The organism is Caballeronia sp. LZ003 (genome assembly GCF_031451465.1).
Taxonomy (GTDB): Bacteria; Pseudomonadota; Gammaproteobacteria; order Burkholderiales; family Burkholderiaceae; genus Caballeronia.
Genome location: NZ_JARUXJ010000003.1, coordinates 317,723 through 332,312, shown reverse-complemented (window position 1 = coordinate 332,312; position 14,590 = coordinate 317,723). Strand labels below are relative to the sequence as shown.

The 14,590-nt window shown below is 61.0% G+C and carries 14 protein-coding genes; 1 reads left to right on the top strand and 13 read right to left on the bottom strand.

Going from position 1 to position 14,590, the window contains the following annotated elements; genetic code table 11:
• Positions 1-61: 61 nt before the first annotated feature.
• The 11 genes from QCE79_RS19530 to QCE79_RS19480 form a co-directional block, all read right to left on the bottom strand.
• The gene (locus QCE79_RS19530) at positions 62-541 is read right to left on the bottom strand and encodes a ribonuclease (RefSeq protein WP_309847068.1); all 480 of its coding nucleotides are present in this window, start codon (positions 539-541) and stop codon (positions 62-64) included.
• A gap of 265 nt (positions 542-806) precedes the next feature.
• Positions 807-1,025, bottom strand: a complete 219-nt coding sequence (locus QCE79_RS19525; protein ID WP_250468339.1) for a hypothetical protein — start codon at positions 1,023-1,025, stop codon at positions 807-809.
• A 143-nt stretch (positions 1,026-1,168) separates the two neighbouring features.
• On the bottom strand, positions 1,169-1,477 hold the full coding sequence (locus QCE79_RS19520) for a hypothetical protein (RefSeq protein WP_250468340.1): 309 nt from the start codon (positions 1,475-1,477) through the stop codon (positions 1,169-1,171).
• 97 nt (positions 1,478-1,574) lie between these two features.
• On the bottom strand, positions 1,575-2,426 hold the full coding sequence (locus tag QCE79_RS19515; RefSeq protein ID WP_309847065.1) for an amidohydrolase family protein: 852 nt from the start codon (positions 2,424-2,426) through the stop codon (positions 1,575-1,577).
• A 25-nt stretch (positions 2,427-2,451) separates the two neighbouring features.
• Entirely contained in the window at positions 2,452-4,092 is a 1,641-nt protein-coding gene (locus tag QCE79_RS19510) for a class I adenylate-forming enzyme family protein (RefSeq protein ID WP_309847062.1), read from the bottom strand.
• 57 nt (positions 4,093-4,149) lie between these two features.
• Positions 4,150-5,244, bottom strand: coding sequence for an ABC transporter ATP-binding protein (locus QCE79_RS19505; RefSeq protein ID WP_244832443.1), 1,095 nt, complete (start codon positions 5,242-5,244; stop codon positions 4,150-4,152).
• A gap of 25 nt (positions 5,245-5,269) precedes the next feature.
• Positions 5,270-6,859: an NAD(P)/FAD-dependent oxidoreductase gene (locus tag QCE79_RS19500; RefSeq protein WP_309847056.1), complete on the bottom strand. Its 1,590-nt coding sequence runs from the start codon at positions 6,857-6,859 to the stop codon at positions 5,270-5,272.
• Between the two features lie 19 nt (positions 6,860-6,878).
• Positions 6,879-7,730, bottom strand: a complete 852-nt coding sequence (locus QCE79_RS19495) for an ABC transporter permease (RefSeq protein ID WP_309847054.1) — start codon at positions 7,728-7,730, stop codon at positions 6,879-6,881.
• Positions 7,727-8,560 carry an ABC transporter permease gene (locus tag QCE79_RS19490; protein ID WP_250527861.1) on the bottom strand — a complete coding sequence of 278 codons (834 nt, stop codon included), beginning with the start codon at positions 8,558-8,560 and terminating at the stop codon, positions 7,727-7,729. Before QCE79_RS19490 ends, QCE79_RS19495 begins: the two co-directional genes overlap by 4 nt.
• 25 nt (positions 8,561-8,585) lie before the next feature.
• Positions 8,586-9,662, bottom strand: a complete 1,077-nt coding sequence (locus QCE79_RS19485; protein ID WP_309847049.1) for an ABC transporter substrate-binding protein — start codon at positions 9,660-9,662, stop codon at positions 8,586-8,588.
• Between the two features lie 31 nt (positions 9,663-9,693).
• Complete coding sequence (locus QCE79_RS19480; RefSeq protein WP_250495260.1) at positions 9,694-11,187, bottom strand: aldehyde dehydrogenase; 1,494 nt, start codon at positions 11,185-11,187, stop codon at positions 9,694-9,696.
• Positions 11,188-11,333: 146 nt separating this feature from the next.
• Here QCE79_RS19480 and QCE79_RS19475 point away from each other — a divergent pair, with 146 nt between their 5' ends.
• Positions 11,334-12,230: a LysR substrate-binding domain-containing protein gene (locus tag QCE79_RS19475; RefSeq protein ID WP_309847045.1), complete on the top strand. Its 897-nt coding sequence runs from the start codon at positions 11,334-11,336 to the stop codon at positions 12,228-12,230.
• Positions 12,231-12,254: 24 nt separating this feature from the next.
• On the opposite strand, the gene QCE79_RS19470 is transcribed toward QCE79_RS19475, so the two are convergent.
• On the bottom strand, positions 12,255-12,512 hold the full coding sequence (locus QCE79_RS19470) for a hypothetical protein (protein ID WP_309847042.1): 258 nt from the start codon (positions 12,510-12,512) through the stop codon (positions 12,255-12,257).
• 377 nt (positions 12,513-12,889) lie between these two features.
• Complete coding sequence (locus QCE79_RS19465; RefSeq protein WP_309847040.1) at positions 12,890-14,074, bottom strand: acetyl-CoA C-acyltransferase; 1,185 nt, start codon at positions 14,072-14,074, stop codon at positions 12,890-12,892.
• Positions 14,075-14,590: the final 516 nt, after the last annotated feature.

Below are 14,590 nucleotides of genomic sequence, written 5' to 3'. Positions count from 1 at the left end.
CGCTGAGAAGCAATCGAGGTCCTCTAAAAAAGCGCCCCAGCGCATTCCCGCTTTTTCCAAATCAATCTGCAATACGCTTGAAACTGACGTAGTAATCTTCAGTGTAATAGCAGTCGTTAGTCTGTTTGCGCTGTCCACCGCACACGATGCGTCGTTGCCCGCGATCCGTCGCGCCCGGCGTGCGCACGGTATAGGCGCGGTAGTAGCCACGCGGATGTTGCGGCAGCAGTGCGGCGCTATTGCGGAACATGACACCGTCCTCGGCGAAGGGGAACGGACCACCGGCCTTGATCAGACGCAGTGTCTCAGTCGCCTCGCCTGGCAATTGCGCTTTGGTGATAACGGTGACGGCGGCTGGCGCGCTGTGCTCCTGCGTGGCCGATGCGGCTTGCGTACCGCTCGCGACCTGTCCGGGTTGGACTGGCGCCTGACTCGCTGATGCGCCCGCATCTGGAGTCGCGCTTCGCGATCCGTCTTTGTTGCATGCGCAGAGGACTGCGCTCAAGGTAAAAATACAGCAGAAAGCCAGAGTTCGCTTCACGAAGTTGTTGTCCCCGGATTGACCAGCATTCGATTACTGCAAGCGGTTCAAGAATAGCGCTAGTAGCAGCCTGAGGCAATGTTCGCGCGTGGTCGACGAAACCGCACCAACGATGCTTTAAAAACTCAACCAGGAAGCGCAAACGAAAACGGCCTAAAGGCGCAGGTATCGCGCCTTTAGGCCGCACTTCGATTACTCCGTCACCTCATTCGATCGTTTCAACTCTGAACCACTACCGAACGAAGCGAATTCGACACCCTAAAGCTTAGGGCTTCGGTGCCGACGACGGGATCGGGGCAGCCTTCGTCGTGTTCTTGTGATGCTTGCGGTGATGCTTTTTAGTCTTGGTTCCACTTGCGGGCTGCGCGGCGTCGGCCGTCGTGGCAGCCGGAGCTGCAGGGGCTACGGCAGGCGCCGAAGCTTGTGCGAATACACCAACGGAAAACAAAGCGGCGATCGATGCGGCAACGAGTTGCTTTTTCATGGCGGTCAGGCCCTTCGTGGTTGTTTAACAGTGTCGCGGCTTAAGTACCGCGAGTACTTGCTTAACGCCTCGCCACGCTGTGTGTTGACACGCATCGAAAAAAAATTTCCGGTCCTTGTTGGAAGACATCCCTGACAAGCCAGCTACTTAATCTCCTTCAATGTTGTAAGGTCTACCACGCCATTCTGACTGGTAAACGCAGGGCCATGCCCTGCGCTACTTCCTTGCGACACCCCGCTAATGCGATGGTCCGCGCTGTCATAAGTCTTTAACGTGCCGTTGTCTTCGATTAAAAGTCGCTTCGCATCCGCAAAGAAGGCGTAGCGCAGACCGTTCTGTGCACCACTCGTTTGCGGCTCGCCGAGATTGTCCGGCCACCAATGTTCCATCGGCTTCATGGGCTCCATCGGTTGCATCGGCGTCATGGGTTTCATGGGCTTCATCGGTTCCATCGTGTTCCTTGTGGGCTGAGCGCTGGTTTGAAGGTCAGACGACGTTCACTGTCAGCAACACGCGTACCGCCTTTCATTCATTCACGACGCGGGCGCTTTAGCCTCCAAGGAACTGCACCGCATTGTTGCAGAGCCAATCCTCGCGAACCTGATCCGCCATTCCAAGCGCATCGAACTCCTGCAAAGCCTTATCGACCGGCATCATCGGAAACGCGGACCCGAAGATCATGCGCTTCTTAAGCACTGTCTTGCCGTATTGCAAAAGCGGCTCGTAACCCGAGTGCGCGGTGGCAAGTAGCTTCGGCCGCACAGCCACGGTGCCTATCCATACATTCGGATGCCGCCACGCCACCGCAAGCAGTTCATGCACCCACGGCCATCCCGGCGGCGAAGCGCATACCCGCAACGCGGGCAACGACATCATCACGCGGTCGAGCGCGGCAGGATGGCCATGCATCATCGAGGTATGCGTCGAGAAGTTCGTGCCGCAATGAATATTCACCGGCACGTCCAATTCGACACATTTGCGATAAAGCGGAAACAGCAAGGGATCGTCGATAGCCAACTTATGCTCGAAGCCCTGCACATTCAACCCACGCAGACCGAGTTCGCGCACCGCCGTCTCGAACTCCGCGACCGCCGCATCGCCTTTATGCGGATCGACGCCTGCAAAGCCGATGTAGCGCTCGCCATGCGTGTGACAAAACGCAGCCACGTGCTCGTTCGCTATCTTCACGCCGAACGTGCTGGTGAGATCGCGCGCCTTCAACACGACATATCGCGCTTTCAGTCGCTCGTAAGTCGCGAGATAGTCGTCGAGTGGATCGACACCATTCGCACTCGCGACTTGACGCTCCGTACCCTCGTACACGCGCCGATAATTCGCCAGATGACTGACAGGACCGTCGAACTGCAACGACGGAGGACGGCTCGAAAAGTCCACGAACATGGGCAGCTCCGGCAAGCGTCTGGCGTTACCGCCAACGCGACTCCTGACGATCGAAGGTATCGACGAACGGATCGGTTGTCTCGGCAATCAGGCGTTTTTTCGCGATCTTGCGCGAAGGCGTACGCGGAAAATCGCCGACGATATATTGCAGATAACGCGGCACCTTGAACGACGCGAGATGCAGCGCGCAATGCTCGAACACCGCCGCGGGCGGAACGTCGCTATGCGTGAGTCCTTCGCGCAGCTTGAGGTACGCCTTCACTTCCTCGCGCCGCAGCGGATCGGGCACCGGCACGACTGCGGCTTCATCGATCGCATCCATGCTGCGTAGAACGGTCTCGACTTCGGTTGCCGAGACATTCTCGCCCGAGCGCTTGATCATCTCCTTGATGCGTCCCACGATGAAATAAAAGCCCTTTGCATCGCGTCGAAACAGATCGCCCGTGCGAAACCAGTCGCCATCGAAACTCTCGGCGTTGGCCTCTGGACGCTTGTAGTAGCCCCATAAAATGCCGCGCCCGCGAATCCAGAGTTCACCGACTTCATCCATATCGGCGATACTGCCGTCATCGCGACGAACCTGCAGTTCACGAAACGGGGCAGGCAGACCGCAAGTGCGTTCGAGCGCCTCTTCATGGGCCCACGCGGGCACGAGTGCGCCCGTTCCTACTTCGGTCATGCCGAAGCCTTCGCGGGCAATCACGTTGAAGCGCGCCTGCACTTCTTCGCGCGCGCTTCTGGTCCATCCGTAGATGCTCACATACTTCAGGCATACATCGGCGTCGCGTTCGCTCCGTGGATGCGCGCTCAAGGCAGGCTCGGGAAAGATGCAGTAGTGAATCCGATAATCGATGAGCCACGACATGAAGCGCGTGAGGCTCATGCGCTCGGCAATGTACGCGGTGCCGCCGAGCTTAAGCGTCATCAGGAACTGCCACATCGGGTCCATGTAGAAGAACGGCGCCCAGATCAACACGTTCTCGATGCCCGCTTCCGGCCCGCGCCTGTTACGCGCCGCACCGTGGCAATGAATCATCCAGTAATCGTGAGTCAGCATGCAGCCCTTCGGAAAGCCCGTCGTGCCTGAGGTGTATTGCAGATTCAACAGGTCGTTGCGCGACACCGTTCCGGGCGCATTGAACATGGCGCTGCCCGCATCGAGCAAAGCCTGCCATTGCAGCGGATGCTCGCTCTCGCCGCACACGATCACACGTTCCCATGCAAGCAGTGCGGGCAGCGTGGGCGCATCGGCGAGACGCGGTAGGAATTCGGTGTCGATCACGAGGTACTGCACGTCGGCATCGGTAAGGACGAACATCATTTCGTCCTGCGTGTAGGCGGTGTTCACGGGTACCATGACCGCGCCGATACGACCCAGCGCGATCCACGAGATGGGAAACTCGGGCGTGTTCTTCAACATCAGTCCAACGTGACAGCCCTTGCGAATACCGCGCCTGACGAATGAATCGGCAAGCTGTGAAGCCGCGCGATCGATTTGCGCATACGTCATCTCGATACCGCGATCGAACCACACCGCAGCGGTCTTGTCGCCATATAGCGCGGCCTGTTCGCGCACGAAATCTCCGAGCGATTCAGGCAATGCGAGTTGCTCCTGACGCTTTCGACGGACGAGTTCGTCCGCCACGGTCGGCGACTGTGTCTTCATACATGCTCTCCACGAAATTCGAAACCTCGCACGGCGAGGCGCGCCTGTCGCGCGTATTTAGTCTTGAAGAATGATCTGGCAATCCTCCGGCGCCCAGTCGACAAGCACCGGTGCGCCGCGCTCATGTTCGGCGCGCCGCCGTGTGCCCTGTTGCTGGACGACGATCTGCGTATCGTCGGCAAGACGCACGTGATGACGCACGACGCTGCCGAGCGTGATCGAGTCTTCGAGGGTGCCGGAATGACAGATGCCATCGACAGCATGATCGTCAGGCGGCCGATGCGCGGACGTCATTCGCACGCTTTCCGGTCGCACCAGTAGCTTCACGGCCGCACCGCGCGACATCGTCTGCGATGCCGTCGCGGCGCGCAGCATGCCAAGCGGAGTCGACACGACCACATGCGTCCCGATGTCGTCCTGCACGGTGCCCGAGATCAGATTGGCCGTGCCGATAAAGCTCGCCGCGAACGCAGTGCGCGGCGAACGATACAGCTCGTCGGGCGTCGCGATCTGTTCGACGCGCCCCTGATTCATGAGCACGATGCGGTCCGACATCGAAAGCGCCTCGTCCTGATCGTGCGTGACGTTGAGCATCGTGATGCCGAGTTCCGCATGCAGCCGGCGAATCTCGAGTTGCATCTGTTCGCGCAGCTTCTTGTCGAGTGCGCCGAGCGGTTCATCGAGCAAGATCAACGCCGGGTTATAGACGATGCAACGCGCAAGCGACACACGTTGCTGCTGGCCCCCCGACAGTTCCTTCGGCTTGCGCATCGCGATGTCGGGCAAGCGCACCATGTCGAGCACGTCCCTTACCTTGCGGCGAATCTCGTCCTTCGGCATCTTGCGCACGCGCAGCGGGAACGCAATGTTGTCGAAAACGGTCATGTGCGGCATCAGCGCATAGTTCTGGAACACCATGCCGAGTCCGCGGGCACTCGGCGGCGCGTTCGTGATGTCGACGCCGCGCACGAAAATCTGCCCGGACGATGGCGTGACCATGCCCGCTATCACGTTGAGCAGCGTAGTCTTGCCCGAGCCGCTAGGGCCGAGCAGCGTGACGAACTCGCCTTGCTTCACGCTGAAGTCGAGCGGCGCGAGCGCCTGCACTTCGCCGTAGCGCCGCGAGACCTGCTTCAGTTCGATCATGTTCATCGTCGGATTCCGTGAATGATGCCGCTCAGTGACGCTCGCTGCGCATCACGACTTGCGCCGCGTTGTGGCCAGGCACGCCCGTCACGCCGCCGCCCGGATGCACGGATGCCCCGCATTGATAGAGTCCCTTCACCGGTGTGCGATAGTCCGCGGCGCCCTGCACCGGCCGCCTGAAGAAGATCTGATCCGCGCTCAGTTCACCGTGATGCACATGACCGCCCGGCAGCGCGAAGATGCGCTCCAGATCGGCGGGCGAAAGCACTTGCGCATCGTCGATGCAGTCGCGAATATCGGGCGCATGCAGCGCAAGCGTATCGAGCACGATATGAAAGAGACGTTTGCGCTGCGTGTCCCATGTTCCTTCGCGTAACGTATAAGGCGCATGCTGGCCGAAGATGCTCATCAGATGCTTGCCCGCAGGCGCGACGCTTGGGTCCATCGCGCTTGGCGTCAACACGACGAGCGGCGGTCGCGGCGATATCTCGCCATACTTGGATGCATCCCACGCGCGTTCGAGATACTCCACCGAAGGTCCGATACGAACTTGCGCCGGATAAGCAAAACCTGCTGCATTGGAATCGAAATCCGTGAAAGTGGGCAGGCGTCGCAACGCGAGATTCACTTTGAACGCGGTAGAACGGTCGCGTATCTGCGCGACACGCGCGAGAAATTCGGGCGGCACGTAACCCGCATCGACGAGTTGCTGAAACAGGATCTTGGTCGCCACGTTCGATATGACGCAACCCGCTTCGATCGATTCGCCCGATGCGAGCCGCACGCCCGTCGCTCGTCCGCCGCTTATCTCCACCGACGCCACCGGCGCATTGCAACGCACCTCCATGCCATGCGCCCGCCCCGATGCCGCGATGGCTTCGGAGATGGAACCCATGCCGCCACGCACGAAGCCCGCCGGCCCCTCGCTCGTGGTGTGATCGCGAATGAAGCCGCGCAGCAACACATACGCCGAGCCGGGCGAGCAGATGCTCGTGGCCGCTCCGCCGCACGACGCGTAGAAGCCCAGCGCCGCGATCATCTGATCGGACTCGAACCAGCGCGACAGGTAATCGCGCGCGCTCAACGTGAGTACGTCGTACAAGTCGTAGAACTGCTCGCCCATATCGCGGAAACGCCAGGCGAATCCAAGCAAACGCCCGCGCGCGCCGAGCGCGGCATCGGCGGGATTGGGCGGAATCTCCCAGAGCATCTCGGCGACGACCTTGCCGAGCCGAGCCATATGCGCGCGATACTTACCGTATGCATCGGCATCGGCGCGGCTAAAGCGCGCGATATCCGCATGAAGCCGTTCGCCTTCCCCGCGAAACACAAGGCTCTTGCCATCGCCATAGAGATGCAGCATGGGCGGCGGCACGACGATCTCGTAGCCGTACTTCGCAAGCTCGAGTTCGCGGATGATACGCGGCTGCAACAACGCCATCGTGTAGGACGCGGTCGATACGCGATACCCCGGCCACACCGCTTCGCTGACGGCCGCGCCGCCTGCGAGTTCGCGCCGTTCAAGCAGACATACCTTGAAGCCTTTGCGCGCGAGATAAGCACCGCACACGAGGCCGTTGTGTCCCGCGCCGATGATCACCGCGTCGTACCTGTTCGCCATGTTGGTCTCTAGTTCAAGATTAGTCGGCGAACGCGTCGCGCCGTTGCAAAGCCATGATGCCGATGCACACCAGAAGCGATATCAGCGTGAGCAGCGTCGAGACGGCGGCGAGCACCGGCGATACTTCCCAGCGGATCGCGCTGTACATCTTGACCGGCAATGTCGTGGTCTGCGGTCCCGAGATGAAGTACGCGACCACCACTTCGTCGAATGACAGAAGGAACGCGAACAGCACGCTCACGGCCACCGACGCGCGTATCTGCGGCAACACCACTTGAAAGAAGATGCGCACGCGGCTTGCGCCCATCAGAAGCGCGACGGCTTCGAGCGATGCATCCGCGTGACGCAAGCCCGAGCCCACCGCAATGATCACGAACGGAACGACGAGCACGGCATGAGCGAGCGCAAGTCCCCATACCGTGTTGACGAGCGAGAGCATCGAGAACTGCTTATACACGCCAAGACCGAGCACGACGACGGGCACGAGCATGGGCGTGATGGCGAAGGTTTCGAGTATGCGCTTGCCCGGAAACCGGCCGCGTGCAAGCGCATAAGCGCCTGGCACACCGGCCGCTATCGAGATTACCGATGCCAGCAGCGCGACCATCACGCTCGTCACACACGCGCCCCACCATGCCGGATCGGCGAAGAACTGCCGGAATAGCGCAAGCGAGAGGGTCTTCGGCGGAAACGTCAGTTCGCTGCCGCCGCCGAACGAAATCGGCACGATCACGAGGCTTGGCAGCAGCAGGAACAAATAGCCGCACCATCCGCCGATGGAACCGAGCACGCGCATGAATACACGCGAGTCGCGGCGCTTCGGTTCGGGCTTGACGAATTCGTTGCTGACACGCGTTGCGGTATCCATCATGCGAGCGCCTCCGTGCCGCGCTGAACACGTCCGAGCACCGCGATCAGCGCCCCGGACAGCACGAGCAACATCATCGCGATGGAAGCGGCCAGCGTCCAGTCGAGCGTCTGCCGCGTGTAGAAGTCGATGAGGTTGGCGAGCATCATGTCGCGCGGCCCGCCGAGCAACGCGGGCGTGATGTACATGCCCATGGAGAGCGTGAGGCACATGAGAACGCCTGCGAACACGCCGGGCATCGACAAAGGCAACGTGATGCGCGCGAAGATCATCGCGGGACCTGCGCCCATGAGTTCGGCGGCGAGCTTGAGATTGCGGTTCTGCGTGGTGAGGCTCGTGAGAATGGGCAGCACCATGAACGGCAGAAGATAGTTGGTCATTCCTATCACGACGCCAGTGCGGTTGAACATGAGGTCGGGATGCCATGTATCGCCACTCAACCATCCCGCGAGTTTCGCGACGATCCCCGCGCTGCCCAGCACGACGGTGAAGGCATAACTCTTCACGAGCACGCTGGTCCAGAACGGCAACATCACCATCACGAGATACGGCGCGCGCTTCGACATGGGCATGCGGGCGAGATGCAGCGCGACGATATACCCAAGCACGAGACTCGTCGCCGTGGCGAGCGCGCTGATGATCATCGTGTTGCCGAGCACGCGATGAATGAGCGCGCTCGTCAGCACCTGTTCGTAGCCGCGCAGCGTGAACGCGTGTTCGTAGATGCTCGACCAGCCGACTACGCCGAGCGGCCACAGAAAGAACACCGCGAGCAGGCCGTAGAGCGGCAGCAGCATCACGACGACAGCCTTCAGGTTCAGCGTGTAACTCATCGCGCGCCCCTTGTTTTACGCTACTTTATGTCAGCATCCAGGTCGTAAAGCGGTTCTGCAACGCGTCGTAGTGATCGCCCCACCACGTGTCGTTGATGATCACGCTGTTCGGATCGTGCATGTCCGGCATGCGCGCCTTGGCGGCGGCGGATACGAGCGGCATGGCCTGCACCGCGTTCGGCGCGAACTCGACCATCTCGCAGAATGCGGCCTGGCGGTCGGGGCGCAGACAGAACGCCACGTATTGCATGGCAGCCTGCGTGTTCTTGCCGTACTTCGGCACCGCGAGATATTCGAGGCTGTTGAGCGTCTGCTTCATCGACATCTGGACCGACGTACCCGCTCTTTGCGCGGGCAAAACGCGACTCAGATACGTGTACGTGAAATCGAGTTCGTTACTCGCGATAAGCGTCACCGTCTCCGGCGTCGTCTCGATCCACTTGCGCACACCCGGCTTGATGCGGTCCATCGCCGCAAAGGCGCGTTCGACATCGAGCGGGTAGAGCTTGTCGGGCGCGACGCCATCCGCGAGCAACGCCATCTCCAGGTTCTCGCTCACCCGTGGGCGCAAACCCCGACGACCCGGAAACGCTTTTACATCCCAGAACTCCGCGTAGGTCGTCGGATGCTTGCTGCCGCGCTTCGGGTCGAAGCCGATCCCGCCCGCATACGAATACGTGCCGACGAAGTCCGCGCCCGTCTTCGTGATGAGGCCATCGGTCTTGACGATAGCCCGGTCCAGCTTCTCCCACATGCCCTGACGCGAACCCGCGACGATCTGCGGTCCAATGCTGTCGAACACATCCCACGACACATTCTTCGATTCGACCTGCACCTTCATGCGCGCGAGATCCGCGCTGTTCACAAGATTCACCGCGATGCCCGTCTCTTTCGCAAAGGGTTCGGCGAACGAGGCACGCACCGCCGCCTCATAGGCGCCGCCCCAGCAGGTCACGCTGATGCTCTTTGCCTGCGCACGCACAATGGCCGGTGCGCCGAGCAGCGCGGTGCCGGCGAGCGCGCCGGCTTGCAGCAGGAAGGTGCGTCGTGAAGACGACGGACTGGTCGATACGGTATCGGCTTGAGATAGTGGCGCGTTCATGTCGGTCTCCATGCGAGGTCGGGGCACTGCTTCATCCGGCGATCCAGATCGCCTTCCAGTCCATGTATTTGTCGAAGGCGTGCATCGACTTGTCGCGGCCGAATCCGGATTGCTTGAAGCCGCCGAAGGGCGAGGACATGGTGCCGCGATCGAAGCAATTGACCCACACCACGCCCGCCTTCAATTGACGCGAGACCTGCTGCGCCCGCGCGATGTTCGAGGTCCACACCGCGGCGGCGAGGCCGTAGATCGTGTCGTTGGCGACGCGCACCGCTTCCTCCGGCGACTCGACCGTGATCGCCGACAGCACCGGTCCGAAAATCTCCTCGCGCGCGATACGCATGTCGTTGCTCACACGATCGAACACGGTCGGCTCGATGAAGTAGCCGCCCGATTCCGGCCGCGCGGTACGCCCGCCAGCGATGACACGCGCGCCATCGGCACGACCCGCATCGATATACGACATGACCGACTCGTGCTGTGCCTGGCTCACGATCGCACCCATCTTCGTGGCGGGATCGAGCGGGTCGCCGGGCACGAGGTCCCGCGCGATGGCCGCGACTTTCTCCAGCAGTTCGTCGCGTACCGCCGCGTGTACGATCAGCCGCGAACCCGCGTTGCACACCTGTCCGCTATTGGCGAAGATACCGGCCGCCACGGCGCGCGCGGCGGCGTCGAGATCGGGGCAGTCGTCGAGCACGATATGCGGGCTCTTGCCGCCGCATTCGAGCCCGATGCGCTTGATATTCGACTGACCCGAGTACTGCATGAACAACTTGCCGACAGCGGTCGACCCGGTGAAGCCGACGGCATCGACATCCATGTGCAGACCGAGCGCGCGCCCCGCCGTTTCACCGTAGCCCGGCACGACGTTGAGCACGCCTGGCGGCAAACCCGCTTCGGCCGCGAGCGCGGCGATGCGAATCGCGCTCAACGGCGATTGCTCCGCGGGCTTGAGGATCACCGAGTTGCCTGCGGCGAGTGCGGGGCCGAGCTTCCAGCTTGCCATCGAGAGCGGATAGTTCCACGGCACCACGGCCGCGACCACGCCGAGCGGCTCGCGCACGATCATGGTGGTCACGTCGGGTGCGGCGGGCGCGGTTTCGCCATAGAGCTTGTCGATGGCCTCGCCATACCACTGGATGCAGGTGGCCGAACTCACGATGTCGCCGTTGTAGGCATTGGTGATCGGCTTGCCGACATCGAGCGATTCGAGCAGCGCCAGCTCTTCGCGATGCGCCATGATCAAACCCGCGAATTTGAGCATGACGGCTTTGCGTTCGGCAGGTGCGGCGCGCGACCAGACGCCGGATTCGAAGGCGCGTCGCGCGCTTCTGACCGCGACGTCCACGTCTTCCGTTCCGCATTCGGCGACTGCGGCGATGGTACGGCCCGTGGCCGGGTCGATGGTCGCAAAGAGCTTGCCGGAGAGCGCGTTCACATAGCGCCCGTCGATGAACGCGCGGCCCTCGGGCCGGATTTCTTGCGCGCGGGCGCGCCACACCGATGCGTCGGGAATGCTCACTGCAAAGCTCCTTGAGTTGGGTCGATTGCCTGCGTGCCTTTCAACATCCAGCGTTGAAATCAAGTGTAGGGTTTCAAAAGTATGAAAACCAATACATTCTGATAACCTTGTTCCTGCCAGAAAGTTATACCTTCGACGGGTCCGCCATGCTCAAAGTGCGTCATCTGGAAATCTTCCGCGCGGTGGTCAAGGCGGGCAGCGTGTCCGCTGCGGCACGTCTGCTTTACGTGTCCCAGCCTGCCGTGACCAAGACTCTGCGCATGCTGGAAGAAGACATCGGGCTTACGCTTTTTCTGCGTGTGAAGGGGCGGCTCGTATGCACGCCCGAGGCGGAGGCAATCCTGCCGGAGATTGAGCGGTTGTTTGGCAGCGTGCAATCGATTGCGCAGACCGCACGCGAGATTCAGGAGGGCCAGCGCGGGTCGATTCGCGTATCGACAGTCTCCATGCTCGCAACCACTATCGTCGCGCGCGCGGTCGGCAAGTTCCGCGAGACGCATCCGCAAGTCGAGTTCGATATCAGGGCGTTGCCTACGCGTCACGTCGTCGAATACGTGAACAACAATCAGGCGGATTTCGGCATTCTGGATGTAGCCGCGCCTTCAGGCACGCTCGAGGTGGAGGAGTTCTGTCGCGCCGAACTATGCTGCGTGATGCGTGCGGAGCATCCGCTTGCTGCGCGCAAGACGGTCACGCCTCGCCTGCTGGATCACGAGACGCTCGCGACCTTCGGGGAAGACACGTTGACGGGATGGCGCCTGCGCGAAGCGTTCCGCGCGCAGGGACGAGTCTTTACGAGCGCGTTCGTGTCCAACAGCACGCCGGTGCTGTGCGCGCTCGTGCGGGAAGCCAATGCGGTGGCGCTGGTAAACCCCTTCTCGCTGATGAGCCGTTCGTTTCCGGACTTGATTGCACGACGATTCTCGCCGGCCGTACCGGTCGAACCGCGCTTTCTCTTTGCGCCCGGCAGACCGCGGTCGGTCATCGTCAATCAATTCGTCCTTCAATTGAAGGAGACTGCGGCGGAGTTCGTGATGGGGTGAGTCTTTAGGTGCATGCGTTAGGGACTAAGGCCGACTCGTGCTTGCAGCGAGCGCCGAAGTATCGGCTGTCATGCGATTCTCGTCCGTTTCGATCTTGCCGACGGCGACAGCGCCACTCTCCGAATCACCCGACGTGCGAGTGGACCAGAGCGTAATGCCTGCCAGTGCAACGAGGCAGACCGTCGTCCATGCGGCTACGGTGCTCAAGCGATCGCGCAGACGCCTTGGCATCCGCAAAGCAGGCTTGCTGGCCTCGACGATCTCGGGTGCCGGTTTCTCCATCACGAATCCGCATCTCGGGCAGTTCGCTACTTCCGTGCGTGCTTCCGCGCCGCATTCCTTGCATATGATGGAAAACATCCGTACCTCTGTCCGCCTCGTGTGATCGCTTCTGAGGTAACGACACGGCGCGCGCGATCTTTAGCTTTCTCCCTTGAAACGTGAGGTTTTATGGGTTTTCGGTTGATCCGGTGCGGCGCCTTTCGACGGGGCAAGCCTGTGCGCAGCGCCGACGACATCGCCCGAACGCGATGCCTTCGTCACGCGTATGGCGGCGTGAATCGCGTGCTGTAACGCACGGCCCGCGCGTCTCGTCAAAAATGTCATGCTGCTCGACGGATTTCGGCCCGGCATTCCTGCCGGACTTTTTGCGCTATGCCTTAAACACTTTCGAGCGCGAGCGCGATGCCCTGCCCTCCGCCGATGCAAAGCGTCACGATGCCTCGCCGCACGCCATCGCGACGCATCGAGTGGATTAGACGCGTGGTGAGCACCGCGCCCGTGGCGCCGATGGCATGACCATGCGCGATAGCGCCGCCATCCACGTTCACGATGTCCTCGGGAATCCCGAGTTCAGCTATGACGGCGAGCGGCACTGCAGCGAAAGCCTCGTTGATCTCGAAGCGCTCCACGTCGCCCAGCTTCCAGCCCGCGCGCTCCAGTACCTTTGTCACGGCCGGGGCCGGTGCGATGCCAAACAGCCCCGGCTCGACCGCCGATACCGCGAAAGCAACGAGCCGCGCCGAAGCGACTACATCTAACGATTCAGCCGTGGCACGACGCGTGACGATCATCGCCGATGCGCCGCTATTCAGGCCCGGCGCATTGCCTGCGGTGATGGTGCCGTCCTTGCGAAATGCGGGCTTGAGCCGAGCAAGCGTTTCGAGGTTGGTATCGGGACGCGGTTGCTCGTCTGTATCGAATGGGGACACGCCTTTTTTGCCATGAACGTTGACGGTCACGAGCTCGTTTGCGAAGTGACCTGCATCTCGCGCATCGCTGAAGCGCCGTTGCGAACGTTCTGCCCAGCGGTCCTGCGCCTCGCGGCCGATGCCGTACTTGCTGACGAGGTCTTCCGTGTGCCAGCCGGAGTGCTGGCCCGAGAACGCGTCGTCGAGTCCATCGCGCAACATGCTGTCGATGACCTGTGCCGCGCCCATGCGTTGACCCCATCGCGCCGCAGGCAGCAGATACGGCGCGCGATCCATGTTCTCCATGCCACCGGCGATAACCACGTTCGAGATATCGAGTGCTATTTCCTGAGCCGCCGATGCAATTGCCTGCGCGCCCGACCCGCATACCCGATTCACCGTGACAGCAGGCGATGCCACCGGAATGCCGCCGTTGATCGACGCCTGGCGCGCGGGATTCATGCCGCTGCCTGCCTGGATGACGTTACCCATGATGACTGCATCGACCTTTCGCGGCGCCAGACCCGCGCGACGCACGCTCTCGCGGATAGCGGTGGCGCCCAGCTCCGTTGCCGCCACTTCTTTCAAGCTGCCGCCAAAGGCTCCGATTGGCGTGCGCACCGGCGCGCATAGAACGATTTCGTCTTTGAACATGACATTCTCTCCATGGTTAGTGCATATGCACATTTTTCCATGGATTTGAGAAGCTTGCAGAGACGATGGGTGGTTGAGCGTTCGACGTCGGGACGACTCGATTAGGGCCAGGATGACTCCAAATAGCACTCTACGCGTTAGCAAAGTTGAGTTGTTTCGATATTCGGAGTGTGGACGGCGGTAGCCAAGGACTCGTGAGACTTGGCTGAGACTAGATTTAATTCACGTCTCTGTCTTGCGGACCAAGAGGATCTTCCACTGTCTGTTCAGGACAGTCATCTTCGAAATTTATGTTGGCTCCATCAAAACACAAATGTTTTACTGATCTTTCTCAACCTGATCGAAGCGTGCGACCAATTCAACTTTTATTATTTTAAATCAATCATTTAGACAGTCAAACCAAATTTATTTGCGTCGTTGGCATGCCTCTCGCATATGTAGCTGCGAGCGCAACAAATCAACGCTCGACCAACCAACCACTTAGGAGATTCACCATGCTGACGATCAAAGACCTCG

Bases quoted from the DNA above. Each gene is read 5' to 3' on its own strand.
- QCE79_RS19500 (WP_309847056.1), bottom strand. From the start codon at position 6,859: ATGGCGAACAGGTACGACGCGGTGATCATCGGCGCGGGACACAACGGC.
- QCE79_RS19490 (WP_250527861.1), bottom strand. From the start codon at position 8,560: ATGAGTTACACGCTGAACCTGAAGGCTGTCGTCGTGATGCTGCTGCCG.
- QCE79_RS19475 (WP_309847045.1), top strand. From the start codon at position 11,334: ATGCTCAAAGTGCGTCATCTGGAAATCTTCCGCGCGGTGGTCAAGGCG.
- QCE79_RS19470 (WP_309847042.1), bottom strand. From the start codon at position 12,512: ATGGAGAAACCGGCACCCGAGATCGTCGAGGCCAGCAAGCCTGCTTTG.
- QCE79_RS19525 (WP_250468339.1), bottom strand. From the start codon at position 1,025: ATGAAAAAGCAACTCGTTGCCGCATCGATCGCCGCTTTGTTTTCCGTT.
- QCE79_RS19485 (WP_309847049.1), bottom strand. From the start codon at position 9,662: ATGAACGCGCCACTATCTCAAGCCGATACCGTATCGACCAGTCCGTCG.
- QCE79_RS19515 (WP_309847065.1), bottom strand. From the start codon at position 2,426: ATGTTCGTGGACTTTTCGAGCCGTCCTCCGTCGTTGCAGTTCGACGGT.
- QCE79_RS19520 (WP_250468340.1), bottom strand. From the start codon at position 1,477: ATGGAACCGATGAAGCCCATGAAACCCATGACGCCGATGCAACCGATG.
- QCE79_RS19465 (WP_309847040.1), bottom strand. From the start codon at position 14,074: ATGTTCAAAGACGAAATCGTTCTATGCGCGCCGGTGCGCACGCCAATC.
- QCE79_RS19505 (WP_244832443.1), bottom strand. From the start codon at position 5,244: ATGAACATGATCGAACTGAAGCAGGTCTCGCGGCGCTACGGCGAAGTG.
- QCE79_RS19495 (WP_309847054.1), bottom strand. From the start codon at position 7,730: ATGATGGATACCGCAACGCGTGTCAGCAACGAATTCGTCAAGCCCGAA.
- QCE79_RS19510 (WP_309847062.1), bottom strand. From the start codon at position 4,092: ATGAAGACACAGTCGCCGACCGTGGCGGACGAACTCGTCCGTCGAAAG.